This window comes from Clostridium amazonense, assembly GCF_056431285.1.
In genome coordinates this window covers 1-15,248 of the sequence record NZ_JBWKMH010000011.1, presented here as the reverse complement: position 1 = coordinate 15,248, position 15,248 = coordinate 1, and the positions used below count along the sequence as shown (strand labels likewise).

At 34.1% G+C, this 15,248-nt stretch carries 15 protein-coding genes and 1 other annotated feature; all 15 genes read left to right on the top strand.

Going from position 1 to position 15,248, the window contains the following annotated elements:
- Positions 1-125 (top strand): EF-Tu C-terminal domain-related protein (locus tag AC07E4_RS07380; RefSeq protein ID WP_458339759.1); only part of this gene is annotated, 125 nt, incomplete at its 5' end.
- Between the two features lie 252 nt (positions 126-377).
- Positions 378-527: a 50S ribosomal protein L33 gene (gene rpmG, locus AC07E4_RS07375; RefSeq protein ID WP_034439136.1), complete on the top strand. Its 150-nt coding sequence runs from the start codon at positions 378-380 to the stop codon at positions 525-527.
- Between the two features lie 37 nt (positions 528-564).
- On the top strand, positions 565-789 hold the full coding sequence (gene secE, locus AC07E4_RS07370) for a preprotein translocase subunit SecE (RefSeq protein WP_034439137.1): 225 nt from the start codon (positions 565-567) through the stop codon (positions 787-789).
- Positions 790-837: 48 nt separating this feature from the next.
- Positions 838-1,359, top strand: a complete 522-nt coding sequence (gene nusG / locus AC07E4_RS07365; RefSeq protein ID WP_034439138.1) for a transcription termination/antitermination protein NusG — start codon at positions 838-840, stop codon at positions 1,357-1,359.
- Between the two features lie 91 nt (positions 1,360-1,450).
- Complete coding sequence (rplK, locus tag AC07E4_RS07360; protein ID WP_034439139.1) at positions 1,451-1,876, top strand: 50S ribosomal protein L11; 426 nt, start codon at positions 1,451-1,453, stop codon at positions 1,874-1,876.
- 59 nt (positions 1,877-1,935) lie between these two features.
- Positions 1,936-2,625, top strand: a complete 690-nt coding sequence (rplA, locus tag AC07E4_RS07355) for a 50S ribosomal protein L1 (RefSeq protein WP_034439140.1) — start codon at positions 1,936-1,938, stop codon at positions 2,623-2,625.
- A 53-nt stretch (positions 2,626-2,678) separates the two neighbouring features.
- Positions 2,679-2,813: a sequence feature (ribosomal protein L10 leader region), on the top strand.
- Positions 2,814-2,846: 33 nt separating this feature from the next.
- Positions 2,847-3,353 (top strand): 50S ribosomal protein L10, encoded by a 507-nt coding sequence (gene rplJ, locus AC07E4_RS07350; protein WP_034439141.1) that lies wholly within the window; start codon positions 2,847-2,849, stop codon positions 3,351-3,353.
- A 53-nt stretch (positions 3,354-3,406) separates the two neighbouring features.
- A complete protein-coding gene (gene rplL / locus AC07E4_RS07345; RefSeq protein ID WP_034439142.1) occupies positions 3,407-3,772 on the top strand; it encodes a 50S ribosomal protein L7/L12 in 366 nt (121 codons plus the stop codon).
- 292 nt (positions 3,773-4,064) lie between these two features.
- Positions 4,065-7,853 (top strand): DNA-directed RNA polymerase subunit beta, encoded by a 3,789-nt coding sequence (gene rpoB / locus AC07E4_RS07340; protein ID WP_478216036.1) that lies wholly within the window; start codon positions 4,065-4,067, stop codon positions 7,851-7,853.
- A gap of 22 nt (positions 7,854-7,875) precedes the next feature.
- Positions 7,876-11,409 (top strand): DNA-directed RNA polymerase subunit beta', encoded by a 3,534-nt coding sequence (gene rpoC / locus AC07E4_RS07335; RefSeq protein ID WP_034439144.1) that lies wholly within the window; start codon positions 7,876-7,878, stop codon positions 11,407-11,409.
- Between the two features lie 102 nt (positions 11,410-11,511).
- The gene (locus tag AC07E4_RS07330; protein WP_034439145.1) at positions 11,512-11,748 is read left to right on the top strand and encodes a ribosomal L7Ae/L30e/S12e/Gadd45 family protein; all 237 of its coding nucleotides are present in this window, start codon (positions 11,512-11,514) and stop codon (positions 11,746-11,748) included.
- A 132-nt stretch (positions 11,749-11,880) separates the two neighbouring features.
- Positions 11,881-12,258 carry a 30S ribosomal protein S12 gene (gene rpsL, locus AC07E4_RS07325; RefSeq protein WP_034439146.1) on the top strand — a complete coding sequence of 126 codons (378 nt, stop codon included), beginning with the start codon at positions 11,881-11,883 and terminating at the stop codon, positions 12,256-12,258.
- A 156-nt stretch (positions 12,259-12,414) separates the two neighbouring features.
- Positions 12,415-12,885, top strand: a complete 471-nt coding sequence (rpsG, locus tag AC07E4_RS07320) for a 30S ribosomal protein S7 (RefSeq protein ID WP_034439147.1) — start codon at positions 12,415-12,417, stop codon at positions 12,883-12,885.
- Positions 12,886-12,960: 75 nt separating this feature from the next.
- A complete protein-coding gene (fusA, locus tag AC07E4_RS07315; protein ID WP_034439149.1) occupies positions 12,961-15,024 on the top strand; it encodes an elongation factor G in 2,064 nt (687 codons plus the stop codon).
- Between the two features lie 113 nt (positions 15,025-15,137).
- Positions 15,138-15,248: GTP-binding protein (locus AC07E4_RS07310; protein WP_478216037.1), on the top strand; the 111-nt coding region annotated here is incomplete at its 3' end.

Genomic DNA, 15,248 nt, shown 5'->3' with positions numbered 1-15,248 from the left:
GAGATCACATCGACATGAACGTTGAATTAATAACTCAAGTAGCAATGGATGAGGGATTAAGATTCGCGATCAGAGAAGGTGGAAGAACAGTAGGTTCAGGAGTTGTTACTTCTATAATAGAGTAATCTAGAAAATACATTTAATAGGACTGGGCACTAAACCTGGTCCTTTTAAAAGAATGTTATATTCAAAAATAATGTAAATTTATGAATATAAAGTCGTGAAAAGAGCAATACTTACCAATAAAGGTAACAACTAATTTATTGACATCTTAAAAAAGTTGTGATAAATTAGTTTGGTAGTTTAAATTTTGTATTGAATTTAAAATAAAGTATTAATTTGAGATATATAACTCATATAATTAGGAGGTGTAGATTGTGAGAGTTAAAATAACTTTAGCTTGCACAGAATGCAAACAAAGAAACTATAACACTATGAAAAATAAGAAAAACAATCCAGATAGAGTAGAGATGCAAAAATACTGTAAGTTCTGCCACAAACATACACTTCATAAAGAAACAAAGTAGTGTTTTGTACCTAATATAAATTGGGGATGTGAAAAAGATGGCTAAGAATGTTGAAAGCAAATCAAAAGATACCAAGAAGCGCTTAGGAATTTTTCAATTCTTTATTGATTTGAAGGCTGAATTCAAAAGAATAACATGGCCTTCTAAAAAAGATATAAAGAAAGCTTCTGGAGCAATAATTAGCTTTTGTCTTCTTTATGTGATTCTAGTAGGTTTGTTGGATGCTGGTTTCAATAACCTCTTTAAAATGGTTTTTAAATAATATAAAAGGGAGGTAGAGGGGCTTCAGTTTAGGTAAACCCCTTGAGTTATGACAGATAAAGCTAAATGGTATGTAGTTCATACGTATTCTGGATATGAAAATAAAGTTAAAGCTAATCTTGAAAAAGCAATAGAAAACAGAAATCTTGAAGAGTTCATTCATGACATTCAAGTGCCTGTAGAAGAACAAGTTGAGATAAAAGATGGCAAGAAAAAAGTAACTTATAAAAAAATATTTCCAGGCTATGTGATGGTTAAGATGGTTATGACAGATGACTCTTGGTATATTGTTAGAAATACTAGAGGGGTTACAGGATTTGTTGGACCTGGATCTAAACCAGTTCCTTTAACTGATGAGGAAGCTAGCAAAATGGGAATAGTTGAGCGAACAGTTTCTAGTGATTTAGAAATTGGAGAACAGGTAAAAATAATATCTGGACCATTCGCTGAATTTATGGTGCTTATACAAGAAATAAATATAGAAAAGCACTCAATAAAAGGTTTAGTTGATATGTTTGGCAGGGAAACTCCTGTTGAACTTGATTTTAATCAAATAGAAAAAATGGATTAAGCTTATAAGATAAAATCTTAATATAGATTTATTCTTATTAAGTGGGAGGGCTTTTAAAGTCCGCTTACCACAATATAGGAGGTGTAAACTCATGGCTAAGAAAATAACAGGAATGATAAAACTTCAACTTCCTGCAGGAAAAGCAACACCAGCACCACCAGTTGGACCTGCATTAGGACAACACGGTGTTAATATTATGGGTTTCTGTAAGGAATTTAACGCAAAAACTTCTGATCAAGCAGGAATGATAATACCAGTAGTAATCACTGTATATCAAGACAGATCATTTAGTTTTATACTAAAGACTCCACCAGCAGCAGTTCTATTAAAGAAAGCAGCTGGAATAGAGAGTGGATCAGGCGTTCCAAACAGAACAAAAGTTGCTACAGTTTCTACTGCAAAAGTTAGAGAAATAGCAGAATTAAAAATGCCAGATTTAAATGCTGCATCAGTAGAATCTGCTATGAGCATGATAGCTGGAACAGCTAGAAGCATGGGAATCGTAGTAGAAGAGTAATTTTCATTTTAAATTAGTGGGAGGCAAAAACCGTTAGTACCACGAAGGAGGATAGCAATATGGGAAAGAATTACATAGAGAGTACTAAACTAGTAGATAGAAGTGCGCTATATACACCATCAGAAGCTATGGGGCTTGTAATCAAAACATCAAAAGCAAAATTTGATGAGACAATAGAAGTTCACGTAAGACTTGGTGTTGACCCAAGACATGCAGATCAACAAGTAAGAGGAGCGGTTGTTCTACCTCACGGAACTGGTAAAACAGTTAGAGTTTTAGTATTCGCTAAAGGCGATAAAGCTAAAGAGGCAGAAGCAGCAGGAGCAGATTTTGTTGGAGCTGAAGAATTAGTAGACAAAATCCAAAAAGAAAACTGGTTTGATTTTGATGTAGTTGTAGCTACACCAGATATGATGGGAGTAGTAGGAAGATTAGGAAGAGTGTTAGGACCAAAAGGATTAATGCCAAACCCTAAATCAGGAACAGTTACATTTGATGTTACTAAAGCATTAGCAGATATTAAAGCAGGTAAAGTTGAATATAGAGTAGACAAAACTGCTATTGTACACGTTGGAGTAGGTAAGAAATCTTTCGGAGAACAAAAACTTCAAGAGAACTTCAATACTTTAATGGAAGCTATAGTAAAAGCTAAACCAGCAGCTGCAAAAGGACAATACATTAAGTCAGTTACTGTTGCAAGCACAATGGGACCTGGAATAAAAATCAACCCAGCAAAAGTTGTTGAGTAATTTTTAAAAAAAAGGTATTGACATATTGTCATAAAAATGTTAGAATCTTAAAAGCTGAATAAATTAATATTCCGTAGACAGTAGGTGCATTAAGCGTAACAGTTATTACCTACCGAGGATTCTAATAGAACGTGATGATTTTATTGGTCTCTTCGTAATGTTTGCGAGGAGACTTTTAATTTTAAAATAAACAGTGAAAACTGTGAGGAGGTGGACACACAGTGCAAAGCAAAAACAGATCATTAAAAGAAGCAAAAGTTGCTGAAATAAAAGAGAAATTAGAAAAATCTCAAAGTGTTATATTAAGTGAGTATCAAGGACTAACAGTTGAACAAGATACACAATTAAGAAAACAACTAAGAGATGCTGGTGTTGAATATAAAGTTTACAAAAACACTTTAGTAGCATTAGCAGCAAAAGAGCTAGGATTTGAAGGACTAGATGCTTACCTTGAAGGACCAGTATCAATAGCTTTCGGATATGAAGATCCAACAGCTCCAGCAAGAATATTAAATGATTTCGCAAAAGCTAACAAAAAGCTACAATTAAAAGCTGGATTAGTTCAAGGTGAATTATTTGATGAAAATAAAGTTAAAGAGCTTGCTTCAATACCACCAAGAGAGGTATTACTTGCAAAACTTCTTGGAAGTTTCCAAGCTCCACTATCAAATTTAGCATACTTACTATCTGCTATAGCAGACAAGAAAGAAGAAGTAGTAGCTGAATAATGTTAAATAACAAATAAAATAAGAGAAAGATAAATTTCGGAGGTGCGTTAAAAATGACAAAAGAGCAAATAATAGAAGCTATAAAAGAAATGAGCGTTTTAGAATTAAATGAATTAGTTAAAGCTTGCGAAGAAGAATTCGGAGTAAGCGCAGCTGCACCAGTTGCAGTTGCAGGAGCAGTTGCAGGCGGAGCTGCTGCAGAAGAAAAAACAGAATTTGATGTAGTATTATCAAATGCTGGAGCTAACAAAATCAAAGTTATAAAAGTTGTTAGAGAATTAACTGGATTAGGATTAAAAGAAGCTAAAGAAATAGTTGATGGAGCTCCTAAAACATTAAAAGAAGCTGTAAGCAAAGATGCAGCTGAAGAAATGAAAGCTAAATTAGAAGAAGTTGGAGCAGCTGTAGAATTCAAATAGAATTTTAGTGGTTTCAATTGATAAAAGGAGTGCTTTGAAAAAAGTACTCCTTTTTTTAAACTAAATTATTGACAAAACAAAAAAAACGTGATAAAATAACTAAATGCGAAAGCGTTTAGGTTGCGAAAAAATAGCAATCTATAGATAGAAAATGCTATAAATACAGTTTTGTGAATAATTTTTAGGAAATTGGATATAATAGCATGATGAAATGTGTGAAGTCCGAAAGCACAAGGTCCTAGGGGAAAGTGTGTCTTTTGGTTATTTTAGTTTATACAAGGGGTGAAAGCTGATGGTACATCCTGTCAAAAATGGTAAAAGAACAAGAATGAGTTTTGCCAAAGTAGGCAATACTGCCGAGATGCCAAATCTAATTGAAGTTCAATTAGATTCATATGATTGGTTTTTAAAAGAAGGACTACAAGAAGTATTTGAGGATATCAATCCAATACAAGATTATACAGGCAATCTAGCATTAGAATTTGTTGGTTATAAGCTTGATACTGATAATATCAAATATACTGTAGAAGAATGTAAAGAAAGAGATACTACTTATGCAGCACCATTAAAAGTAAAGGTAAGACTACGTAATAATGAAACTGGAGAGATAAAAGAGCAAGATGTATTTATGGGAGATTTCCCATTAATGACAGAGCAAGGAACTTTCATTATAAATGGTGCAGAGAGAGTTATTGTAAGCCAACTTGTTAGATCACCAGGTGTTTATTACAACTATACAGTTGATAAGACAGGTAAGAAATTATTTTCTTCAACTGTAATACCTAACAGAGGAGCTTGGCTTGAATATGAAACAGATTCAAATGACATTATATATGTAAGAATTGATAAAACAAGAAAAATACCAATTACAGTTCTTGCAAGAGTCATGATGAATTATGGTAGCGATGCGGAAATTCTTGATTTCTTCGGAGAAGAAGAAAGACTACAAGCTACTATAGAAAAAGACAATACAAAAGACAAAAATGAAGCTTTACTAGAGATATATAAGAGATTAAGACCAGGTGAACCACCAACTGTAGATAGTGCTATGTCACTTATAGACTCACTATTCTTTGATGCAAAAAGATATGATTTATCAAGAGTAGGAAGATATAAGTTTAATAAAAAACTATCAGTTCACTTAAGAATTGCAAATCAGATAGCTGCTGAAAACATAGTTAATGAAGCAACAGGTGAAATTATAGTTGAAAAAGGTAATAAGATTGATAGAGATACTGCTCTATACATTCAAAACCTAGGTATAAATTCAGTAGATATATTAGTAGAGGATAAGGTAATAAGAGTTATAGGAAATGGATTTGTTGATATAACAAAACATGTTAACTTTGATGTTTCTGATTTAAAAATAAAAGAACTTGTACATTATCCAACACTAAAAGAAATATTAGACAACAATAGCGAAGAAGAAGCTATTAAAGAAGCAATAAAACTTAATATAAATAAGTTAATACCAAAACATATCATTAAAGATGATATATATGCAACTATTAGTTATGAAATAGGTTTAGCATATGGAATTGGTTATATTGACGATATAGATCACCTTGGAAACAGAAGATTAAGATCTGTAGGTGAATTATTACAAAACCAATTCAGAATAGGTCTTTCAAGAATGGAGAGAGTTGTTAAAGAAAGAATGACAATTCAAGATCAAGAAATAATAACTCCTCAAGCTTTAATAAATATAAGACCAGTGGTAGCTGCAATTAAAGAATTCTTCGGAAGTTCTCAGTTATCACAATTCATGGATCAAACGAATCCATTATCAGAGTTAACACATAAGAGAAGATTATCTGCATTAGGACCTGGAGGTCTTTCAAGAGAAAGAGCTGGTTTCGAAGTTAGAGACGTTCACTATTCACATTATGGAAGAATGTGTCCGATAGAAACACCAGAGGGTCCAAACATAGGTCTTATAAACTCATTAGCAAGTTATGCAAAAGTTAATGAATATGGATTTATGGAAACTCCATATAGAGTTATTGATAAGAAAACTGGAAAAATAACTGATGAGATAATCTACATGACTGCTGATGAAGAAGATAACTATATTGTTGCACAAGCAAGTGAGCCAATAGGCGATGACAATATGTTCTTAGATGAAAAAGTAACAGTAAGAATAAAGGAAGAAGTTATATTTGTACCTAGAGAAGATGTTGATTTAATCGATATATCTCCAAGACAAATCGTATCTGTAGCAACAGCTATGATACCGTTCCTTGAAAATGACGACGCAACAAGAGCTCTTATGGGATCTAACATGCAACGTCAGGCCGTTCCACTGTTAAGAACACAAGCACCAATAGTTGGTACTGGAATAGAATTTAAAGCTGCTGTAGATTCAGGAGTACTACCAAAAGCAAAAAATGCAGGTACAGTTGTATATGTTAGTGCAAATGAAGTAAGAATAAAAAGAGATTCAGATGGCGGTATAGATACTTATAAATTGCTTAAATTTAAAAGAGCAAACCAAGGTACTTGTGTAAATCAAAGACCTATAGTTGATAAAGGTGAAAAGCTTGTAGCAGGTGACGTAATTGCAGACGGTCCATCTACTGATTTAGGAGAAATGGCTTTAGGAAAGAACATTCGTATCGGATTTATAACTTGGGAAGGTTATAACTACGAGGATGCTATGTTAATTTCAGAAGAACTAGTAAGAGAAGATGTATTTACTTCAGTTCATATAGAAGAATATGAAGCAGAAGCTAGAGACACTAAACTAGGACCTGAAGAAATAACTAGGGATATTCCTAACGTTGGAGAAGAAGCTCTTAAAGATATAGATGAACGTGGAATAATTAGAATTGGTGCAGAAGTTAGATCTGGAGATATCTTAGTAGGAAAAGTTACACCAAAAGGAGAAACAGAACTAACGGCTGAAGAAAGATTATTAAGAGCAATATTTGGTGAAAAAGCTAGAGAGGTTAGAGACACTTCACTAAGAGTTCCTCATGGAGAAGCTGGAATTATAGTAGATGTTAAAGTATTTACTAAAGAAAATTCTGATGAACTTCCACCAGGAGTAAATCAATTAGTAAGATGTTATATAGCTCAAAAGAGAAAAATATCTGTAGGAGATAAGATGGCTGGAAGACACGGTAATAAGGGTGTTATCTCTAGAGTATTACCAGAAGAAGATATGCCATTCTTACCAGACGGAAGACCACTTCAAATTTGCTTAAACCCACTAGGGGTTCCATCTCGTATGAACATTGGTCAGGTACTAGAAGTTCATTTAGGATGGGCAGCAAGCGAACTTGGATGGCACATAGCAACACCAGTATTTGATGGTGCATTAGACCATGAAATAGAAGATTGCTTAGAACAAGCAGGATATGCAAGAGATGGAAAAACTGTTCTATATGATGGAAGAACAGGAGAACCATTTGACAATAGAGTTACTGTTGGATACATGTATATCTTAAAACTACACCACTTAGTAGATGATAAGATACACGCAAGATCAACAGGTCCATACTCACTAGTTACTCAACAGCCACTTGGTGGTAAAGCGCAATTCGGAGGACAAAGATTTGGAGAGATGGAGGTTTGGGCACTTGAAGCATACGGTTCAGCTCATACACTTCAAGAAATCTTAACAGTTAAATCTGATGATGTTGTAGGAAGAGTTAAAACTTACGAAGCAATAGTAAAAGGTGAAAATATTTCTGAACCAGGAGTTCCAGAGTCATTTAAAGTTTTAATTAAAGAATTACAAGCTTTATGCTTAGATGTAAAACTTTTAGATGAAGCTCATGAAGAAATTAAACTAAGAGAATCTGTAGAAGATGAATTAGCGGAACTTGAGGTTAATATTGAAGGAACTGAAGATCAAGTACCAGCAGTTCCAGAAGTAGAATATGTTGAACCTATAGAAGACATCAATGAAGAGCCAGAAGCTGAAGTTGAAGCAGAAACAGAAGTTGAAGCAGAAGTTGAAGCAGAAGTTGAAGAAATAACTGGTGAAGTTGTTGAAGAGATAGACATAGATTATGATAATTTATCAATAGATTTTAACGATGAATTAGAACTAAATGATTTCAGTGATGAACACTAAAAATTGAAGGGAGGATATACCCTTGGTTGAATTAAATAATTTTGATGCAATGCAAATTGGCCTTGCGTCTCCAGAACAAATTAGAGAATGGTCAAGAGGAGAAGTAAAGAAGCCAGAGACAATTAACTATAGAACATTAAAACCAGAGAGAGACGGTCTTTTCTGTGAGAGAATATTTGGACCTATGAAAGACTGGGAATGTCACTGTGGAAAATATAAAAGAGTAAGATATAAAGGTATAGTATGTGATAGATGTGGAGTTGAAGTCACTAAAGCAAAAGTGAGACGTGAAAGAATGGGGCATGTAGAACTTGCTGCCCCAGTATCTCACATTTGGTATTTCAAAGGAATTCCATCTAGAATGGGACTTATCTTAGATATGTCACCAAGATCACTAGAGAAAGTTTTATACTTTGCTTCTTATGTAGTGCTAGATCCAAAGGATACACCACTAGAGAAGAAACAAGTATTAACAGAAAAAGACTATAGAGAAGCAGTAGACAAATATGGATATGATGGATTTGAAGCAGGAATGGGTGCAGAATCTGTAAAAAGATTGCTTCAAGACATAGATCTTAAAACTCTATCAGTAGAGTTAAAAGAAGAATTAAAAACAAGTAGTGGACAAAAAAAGGTTAGAACTATAAGAAGACTTGATGTTGTAGAATCATTTAGAAAGTCTACAAACAAACCAGAATGGATGATTATAGATGTTATACCTGTAATTCCACCAGATTTAAGACCAATGGTTCAATTAGACGGAGGTAGATTTGCTACATCTGACCTAAATGACCTATATAGAAGAGTTATAAACAGAAATAATAGATTGAAAAAATTATTAGATTTAGGTGCGCCAGACATAATTGTAAGAAACGAAAAAAGAATGTTACAAGAAGCTGTAGATGCACTTATAGATAATGGTAGAAGAGGAAGACCAGTAACAGGACCAGGTAACAGACCACTTAAATCTTTATCTGACATGTTAAAAGGAAAACAAGGTAGATTTAGACAAAACTTACTTGGAAAACGTGTTGACTACTCAGGACGTTCGGTTATAGTTGTTGGACCAGAATTAAAAATGTACCAATGTGGACTTCCAAAAGAAATGGCATTAGAATTATTTAAGCCATTTGTAATGAAAAAATTAGTTGAAAGTGGAACATCACACAACATAAAAAGTGCTAAGAGAATGGTAGAAAGAGTAATGCCTCAAGTTTGGGATATACTTGAAGAAGTTATCGTAGACCATCCAGTATTACTAAACCGTGCTCCGACTCTACACAGACTTGGAATACAAGCGTTCCAACCTATATTAGTAGAAGGAAGAGCTATAAAGTTACACCCATTAGTATGTACAGCGTATAATGCTGACTTTGATGGAGACCAAATGGCTGTTCACGTTCCATTATCAGTTGAAGCACAAGCAGAAGCAAGATTTTTAATGCTAGCTGCACATAATATATTAAAGCCATCTGATGGAAAACCAGTTTGTATTCCAACTCAGGATATGGTTTTAGGTTCATACTACTTAACTTTAGATAAGGATGGAGTTAAAGGTGAAGGAAGAATGTTCTCATCACCAGATGAAGTTCAAATGGCTTATCAATGTAAAGATATAGATATCCATGCTAAGATAAAAGTTAAAGTTAAGAAAGTTATAGATGGAGAGTTAAGAACTGGAATCGTTGAAACAACTCCAGGTAAATTAATGTTTAATGAATCTATTCCACAAGATTTAGGATTTATAGACAGAAGTTTACCTGAAAATGAATTCAAATTAGAGATTGATTTCTTAGCAAGCAAAAAGAACCTAGGTAAAATAATAGATAAGTGTTATCTAAAATATGGTGCAACTGAAACATCTAAAATGTTAGATAATATAAAAGCTAGGGGATATCACTTCTCATCTATAGGAGCTATTACTGTAGCGACTTCTGACATGGAAGTTCCAGAACAAAAGGAAGCTTTACTTGCAGAAGCAGAAGCAACAGTTGAAAAAATAGAAAAAATGTATAGAAGAGGATTCATATCTGAAAACGAAAGATATGAAAGAGTAATAGATAAGTGGACTAAAACTACTGATGACATAGCCAACGTGCTAATGGACAGCTTAGATAAGTTCAACCCTATTGCGATGATGGCAGACTCAGGAGCCAGAGGTTCTAAGAGTCAGATCAAACAGCTTGCAGGAATGAGAGGACTTATGGCAAGTCCATCAGGAAAAATACTAGAGTTACCAATCAAGGCATCATTCAGAGAAGGTCTAGACGTATTAGAATATTTCATGTCTACACACGGAGCTAGAAAAGGAAACGCCGATACAGCGCTTAAGACAGCTGACTCTGGATACTTAACAAGAAGACTTGTTGACGTAAGCCAAGATGTTATAGTAAGAACTGAAGATTGCGGAAGCACTGAAGGTTTTGAAGTAACAGAAATAAAAGAAGGTAACGAAGTTATAGAACCATTAAGTGAAAGACTTACTGGAAGATATAGTGCAGAGGATATAATTGACCCAAAAACTGGTGAAGTTATAGTTCCAAATGACACTTATATGGATATACATCTAGCAGAAAAAGTTGAAAATGCTGGAGTTAAAAAAGTAAAAATAAGATCTGTATTCACATGTAAATCAAAAATTGGTGTATGTTGTAAGTGCTATGGTATGAACATGGCAACTGCACAAAAAATCAACATAGGTGAAGCTGTAGGTATAGTTGCAGCACAATCTATCGGAGAGCCAGGAACTCAGCTTACAATGAGAACATTCCACACAGGTGGAGTTGCTGGAGCGGATATAACTCAAGGTCTTCCAAGGGTTGAAGAGTTATTTGAAGCTAGAAAACCAAAAGGATTAGCTATCGTAAGTGATGTAAGTGGTACAGTTAGAATAGAAGAAACTAAGAAGAAGAGAATTGTTATAGTAACAACTAACGATGGTGAAGAAGTTAGCTATGACATACCATTTGGATCAAGAATAAAAGTTGGAAATGGTGACTTTATTAGTGCTGGAGACGAAGTAACAGAGGGTTCAGTAAACCCACATGATATTATCAGAATTAAAGGTGTTAATGGAGTTAAAAACTATCTTCTTTCAGAAGTTCAAAAAGTTTATAGACTTCAAGGTGTTGATATCAACGATAAGCACTTAGAAGTTGTTGTAAGACAAATGACTAGAAAAGTTAAAATTGAAGAATCTGGAGATACTGAGTTATTACCAGGTACTATGATAGATATATTTGATTTTGAAGAAGCAAATGAAAAAGTTCTTGCAGAAGGTGGAGTTCCAGCAGAAGGAAAAGTTACTTTACTAGGAATAACAAAAGCTGCTCTTGCTACTGAATCATTCTTATCAGCAGCATCATTCCAAGAAACAACAAGAGTTCTTACTGATGCAGCAATAAAAGGAAAAATAGATCCACTAGTAGGATTAAAAGAAAATGTTATTATAGGTAAGTTAATTCCAGCAGGAACAGGTATGACTCGTTATAGAGATATAAAGATTTCTACAGACGATGTACAAATTCCACAAACAGAAGAGGAATTAGAAGGATAAACTACCAATATATATTATTGACAGTATAGTGTTAAGGTGATAAAATACAGTTTGTGTGATTTTAAAAATAGAATATAAATCACATATATGAGGGGTGTAGATATGTTAAGCAAGCTCACAGGTGAAAAGGTGGTAGGTGTAAAACAGACTACTAAAACATTAAAGTCAAATCGTGGTAAAGTTTTGTACGTAGCCAAAGATGCAGACGAAAATGTTATAAAGCCTATAATAGAGTTAGCAAAGGCTAATTCCCTGCAAGTTGAATATGTTGATACAATGAAAGAATTGGGAGATTTATGCTCCATAGATGTATCAGCGGCAACTGCGCTCATATTATAATAAATTAGCTAACACGTAATAATAATAAATTATATCTATAGCATTGTGCATTAGCTATATGCTAGTGTACAATGATTAGATAGATATACTATTAAATTTTTAATAGTATGCTAAAATATAGGAGGTGAAATAATGCCAACAATCAACCAATTAGTTAGAAAAGGAAGAAAATCTTTAGCAACTAAATCAACTGCACCAGCATTAAAAGAGTGTCCACAAAAAAGAGGAGTATGTACTGTAGTTAAAACAACAACTCCTAAGAAGCCAAACTCAGCGTTAAGAAAAATTGCAAGAGTTAGACTTACAAATGGATTCGAAGTTACTGCTTATATCGGTGGAGTTGGACACAACTTACAAGAGCACAGTGTTGTTCTTATAAGAGGTGGAAGAGTTAAGGACTTACCAGGGGTAAGATACCACATCGTAAGAGGAGCTTTAGACTCAGCTGGAGTTGCAAACAGATTACAATCAAGATCTAAGTATGGTGCTAAAAAACCAAAACAAAAATAATTGGTTTTAAGATGATTGAACTGAAAGGTGCGATGCCTTCGGCATTTATATAGATTATACATAAAATTAATTTAAATATAAGTTGAAGCAGAGCGCTTTGCGGTAGAGATATCGAGTACCTATGAGTTAATTTAAATTGTTAAGGAGGGAAGTAAAGTGCCAAGAAAAGGATTTATAGCAAAAAGAGATGTTTTACCAGATCCAATGTACAACTCAAAGGTTGTTACAAAGTTAATAAACAACATAATGGAAGATGGTAAAAAAGGAGTAGCACAAAAAATATGCTACGATGCATTTAATATAGTAAGCGAGAAAACTGGTAAAGATGCTTTAGAAGTTTTCGAAGAGGCAATGAACAACGTAATGCCTTTATTAGAAGTAAAAGCAAGAAGAATAGGTGGAGCTACATATCAAGTACCTATCGAAGTTAGACCAGAGAGAAGACAAACATTAGGTATCAGATGGATGCTTGCTGCTTGTGAAAAAAGAGGCGAAAAATACATGAGAGAGAGACTTGCAAACGAGTTAATCGACGCTTCTAACAATACTGGAGCTGCTGTTAAAAAGAGAGAAGATACTCACAAAATGGCAGAGGCAAACAAAGCTTTCGCTCATTACAGATATTAATACTGGAACTGTTTTGGCTTTGCCAAAACAGTTTTGTCAAATTATAAAATTACTCGTCGAGAGGAGGAAACAAAAGTGGCAAGACAATATGAATTAGAAAAATTTCGTAACGTTGGAATAATGGCCCACATAGATGCTGGTAAGACAACAACTACTGAGCGTATATTATTCTACACAGGTAGAACTCACAAGATCGGAGAAACTCACGAAGGTGGAGCTACAATGGACTGGATGGTTCAAGAGCAAGAGAGAGGTATAACAATTACTTCTGCTGCTACAATGTGTTTCTGGAAAGATCACGTAATAAACATAATAGATACACCAGGACACGTAGATTTTACAGTTGAGGTTGAAAGATCTCTAAGAGTTCTTGATGGAGCTGTATGTGTATTCTGTGCTAAAGGTGGAGTTGAGCCTCAATCTGAAACAGTTTGGAGACAGGCAGATAAATACTCTGTACCAAGAATGGCATATGTAAACAAAATGGATATCATGGGTGCTGACTTCTTTAGAGTTGTAAACATGATGAAAGAAAGATTACACACTAATGCAGTGCCAATACAATTACCAATAGGTAAAGAAGAAAACTTTGCTGGAATAATAGATTTATTAAAAAATAAAGCAGAGATATATAAAGATGATTTAGGAACTCAAATCGAAGAAGCTGAAATTCCAGAAGATATGAAGGAATTAGCTGAAGAATACAGAGCTGCTATGATCGAATCTATAGCAGAATTAGATGAAGAGTTAATGATGAAATATCTTGACGGGGAAGAATTAACTATAGAAGAGTTAAAAGCAGCTTTAAGAAAAGGTGTTTGTAACAATGAAATAGTTCCTGTAATGTGTGGATCATCTTATAAAAATAAAGGTGTTCAAATGATGATTGATGCTATGGTTGATTTCATGCCATCACCATTAGATATCCCATCTATAAAAGGTACTGATGCAGTAACTGGTGAGGAAATCGAAAGACACGCAAGTGATGAAGAACCATTATCAGCATTAGCATTCAAAATAGCTACTGACCCATTTGTTGGTAAATTAGCATTCACTAGAGTTTACTCAGGTATAATGCAAAGTGGTACATATGTATTAAATGCTAACAAAGGTAAAAAAGAAAGAATTGGTAGACTTGTTAAAATGCATGCAAATGCAAGACAAGAAGTTGAAGAATTACGTGCTGGAGACTTAGGAGCTGTTATAGGTCTTAAGATGACAACTACAGGAGATACTTTATGTACAGAAGATTCTCCAGTAATATTAGAAAACATGGAATTCCCAGAACCAGTTATTTCTGTTGCTATAGAGCCAAAATCAAAAGCAGGTCAAGAAAAAATGGGATTATCTTTAGCTAAACTTGCTGAAGAAGATCCAACATTCAAAACTTGGACTGATCATGAAACAGGCCAAACAATAATAGCAGGTATGGGTGAGTTACACTTAGAAATCATCGTTGATAGACTTCAAAGAGAATTCAAAGTTGAGTGTAATGTTGGTCAACCACAAGTTGCTTACAAAGAAACAATCAGAAAAGAAGTTAAAGCTGAAGGTAAATTCGTTAGACAATCAGGTGGACGTGGACAATACGGTCATGCTGTAATAGAATTAATACCTCACCAAGGCGAGTATGAATTCGAAAATGCTATCGTTGGAGGATCTATACCAAAAGAGTATGTTGGACCTATCGATAACGGAATAAGAGAAGCATCAGAAGCTGGTATCTTAGGTGGATTCCCAGTTCTTAACTTCAAAGTTAGACTTGTTGATGGATCATACCACGATGTTGACTCATCAGAAATGGCGTTCAAAATTGCCGGATCAATGGCATTCAAAAATGCTATGTCTAAAGCAGACCCAGCATTACTTGAGCCAATCATGAGAGTTGAAATAGTTGTTCCAGAAGAATACATGGGAGACGTTATCGGAGATGTAAACTCAAGAAGAGGAAGAATCGAAGGAATGGAACCACAATCTGGAGCAGAAGTTATAAAAGCTATGGTACCACTATCAGAGATGTTTGGATACGCAACATCATTAAGATCTAAAACTCAAGGTAGAGGAAACTACAGCATGGAATTCGCTGCTTACGAAGAAATTCCAAAGAGCTTACAAGAACAAGTTATAGGAAAAAAATAATCCTAACTTGAATTGATATAGATAAAAATATATGTAAGAAATAAATTTATATATATTTAAGATCATTTTTAAAAAAAATAAAACTTAATGTATTTATTAAGGAGGAATTAGAAATGGCAAAGGAAAAATTTGAAAGAACTAAACCCCACGTTAATATTGGAACAATAGGACACGTAGACCACGGTAAAACAACATTAACAGCTGCAATCACAACAGTACTAGCA

Coding starts and splice junctions, on each gene's coding strand:
- secE (WP_034439137.1), top strand. CDS start 565: ATGGCTAAGAATGTTGAAAGCAAATCAAAAGATACCAAGAAGCGCTTA.
- nusG (WP_034439138.1), top strand. CDS start 838: ATGACAGATAAAGCTAAATGGTATGTAGTTCATACGTATTCTGGATAT.
- rplK (WP_034439139.1), top strand. CDS start 1,451: ATGGCTAAGAAAATAACAGGAATGATAAAACTTCAACTTCCTGCAGGA.
- rplA (WP_034439140.1), top strand. CDS start 1,936: ATGGGAAAGAATTACATAGAGAGTACTAAACTAGTAGATAGAAGTGCG.
- rplL (WP_034439142.1), top strand. CDS start 3,407: ATGACAAAAGAGCAAATAATAGAAGCTATAAAAGAAATGAGCGTTTTA.
- rpoB (WP_478216036.1), top strand. CDS start 4,065: ATGGTACATCCTGTCAAAAATGGTAAAAGAACAAGAATGAGTTTTGCC.
- AC07E4_RS07330 (WP_034439145.1), top strand. CDS start 11,512: ATGTTAAGCAAGCTCACAGGTGAAAAGGTGGTAGGTGTAAAACAGACT.
- rpsL (WP_034439146.1), top strand. CDS start 11,881: ATGCCAACAATCAACCAATTAGTTAGAAAAGGAAGAAAATCTTTAGCA.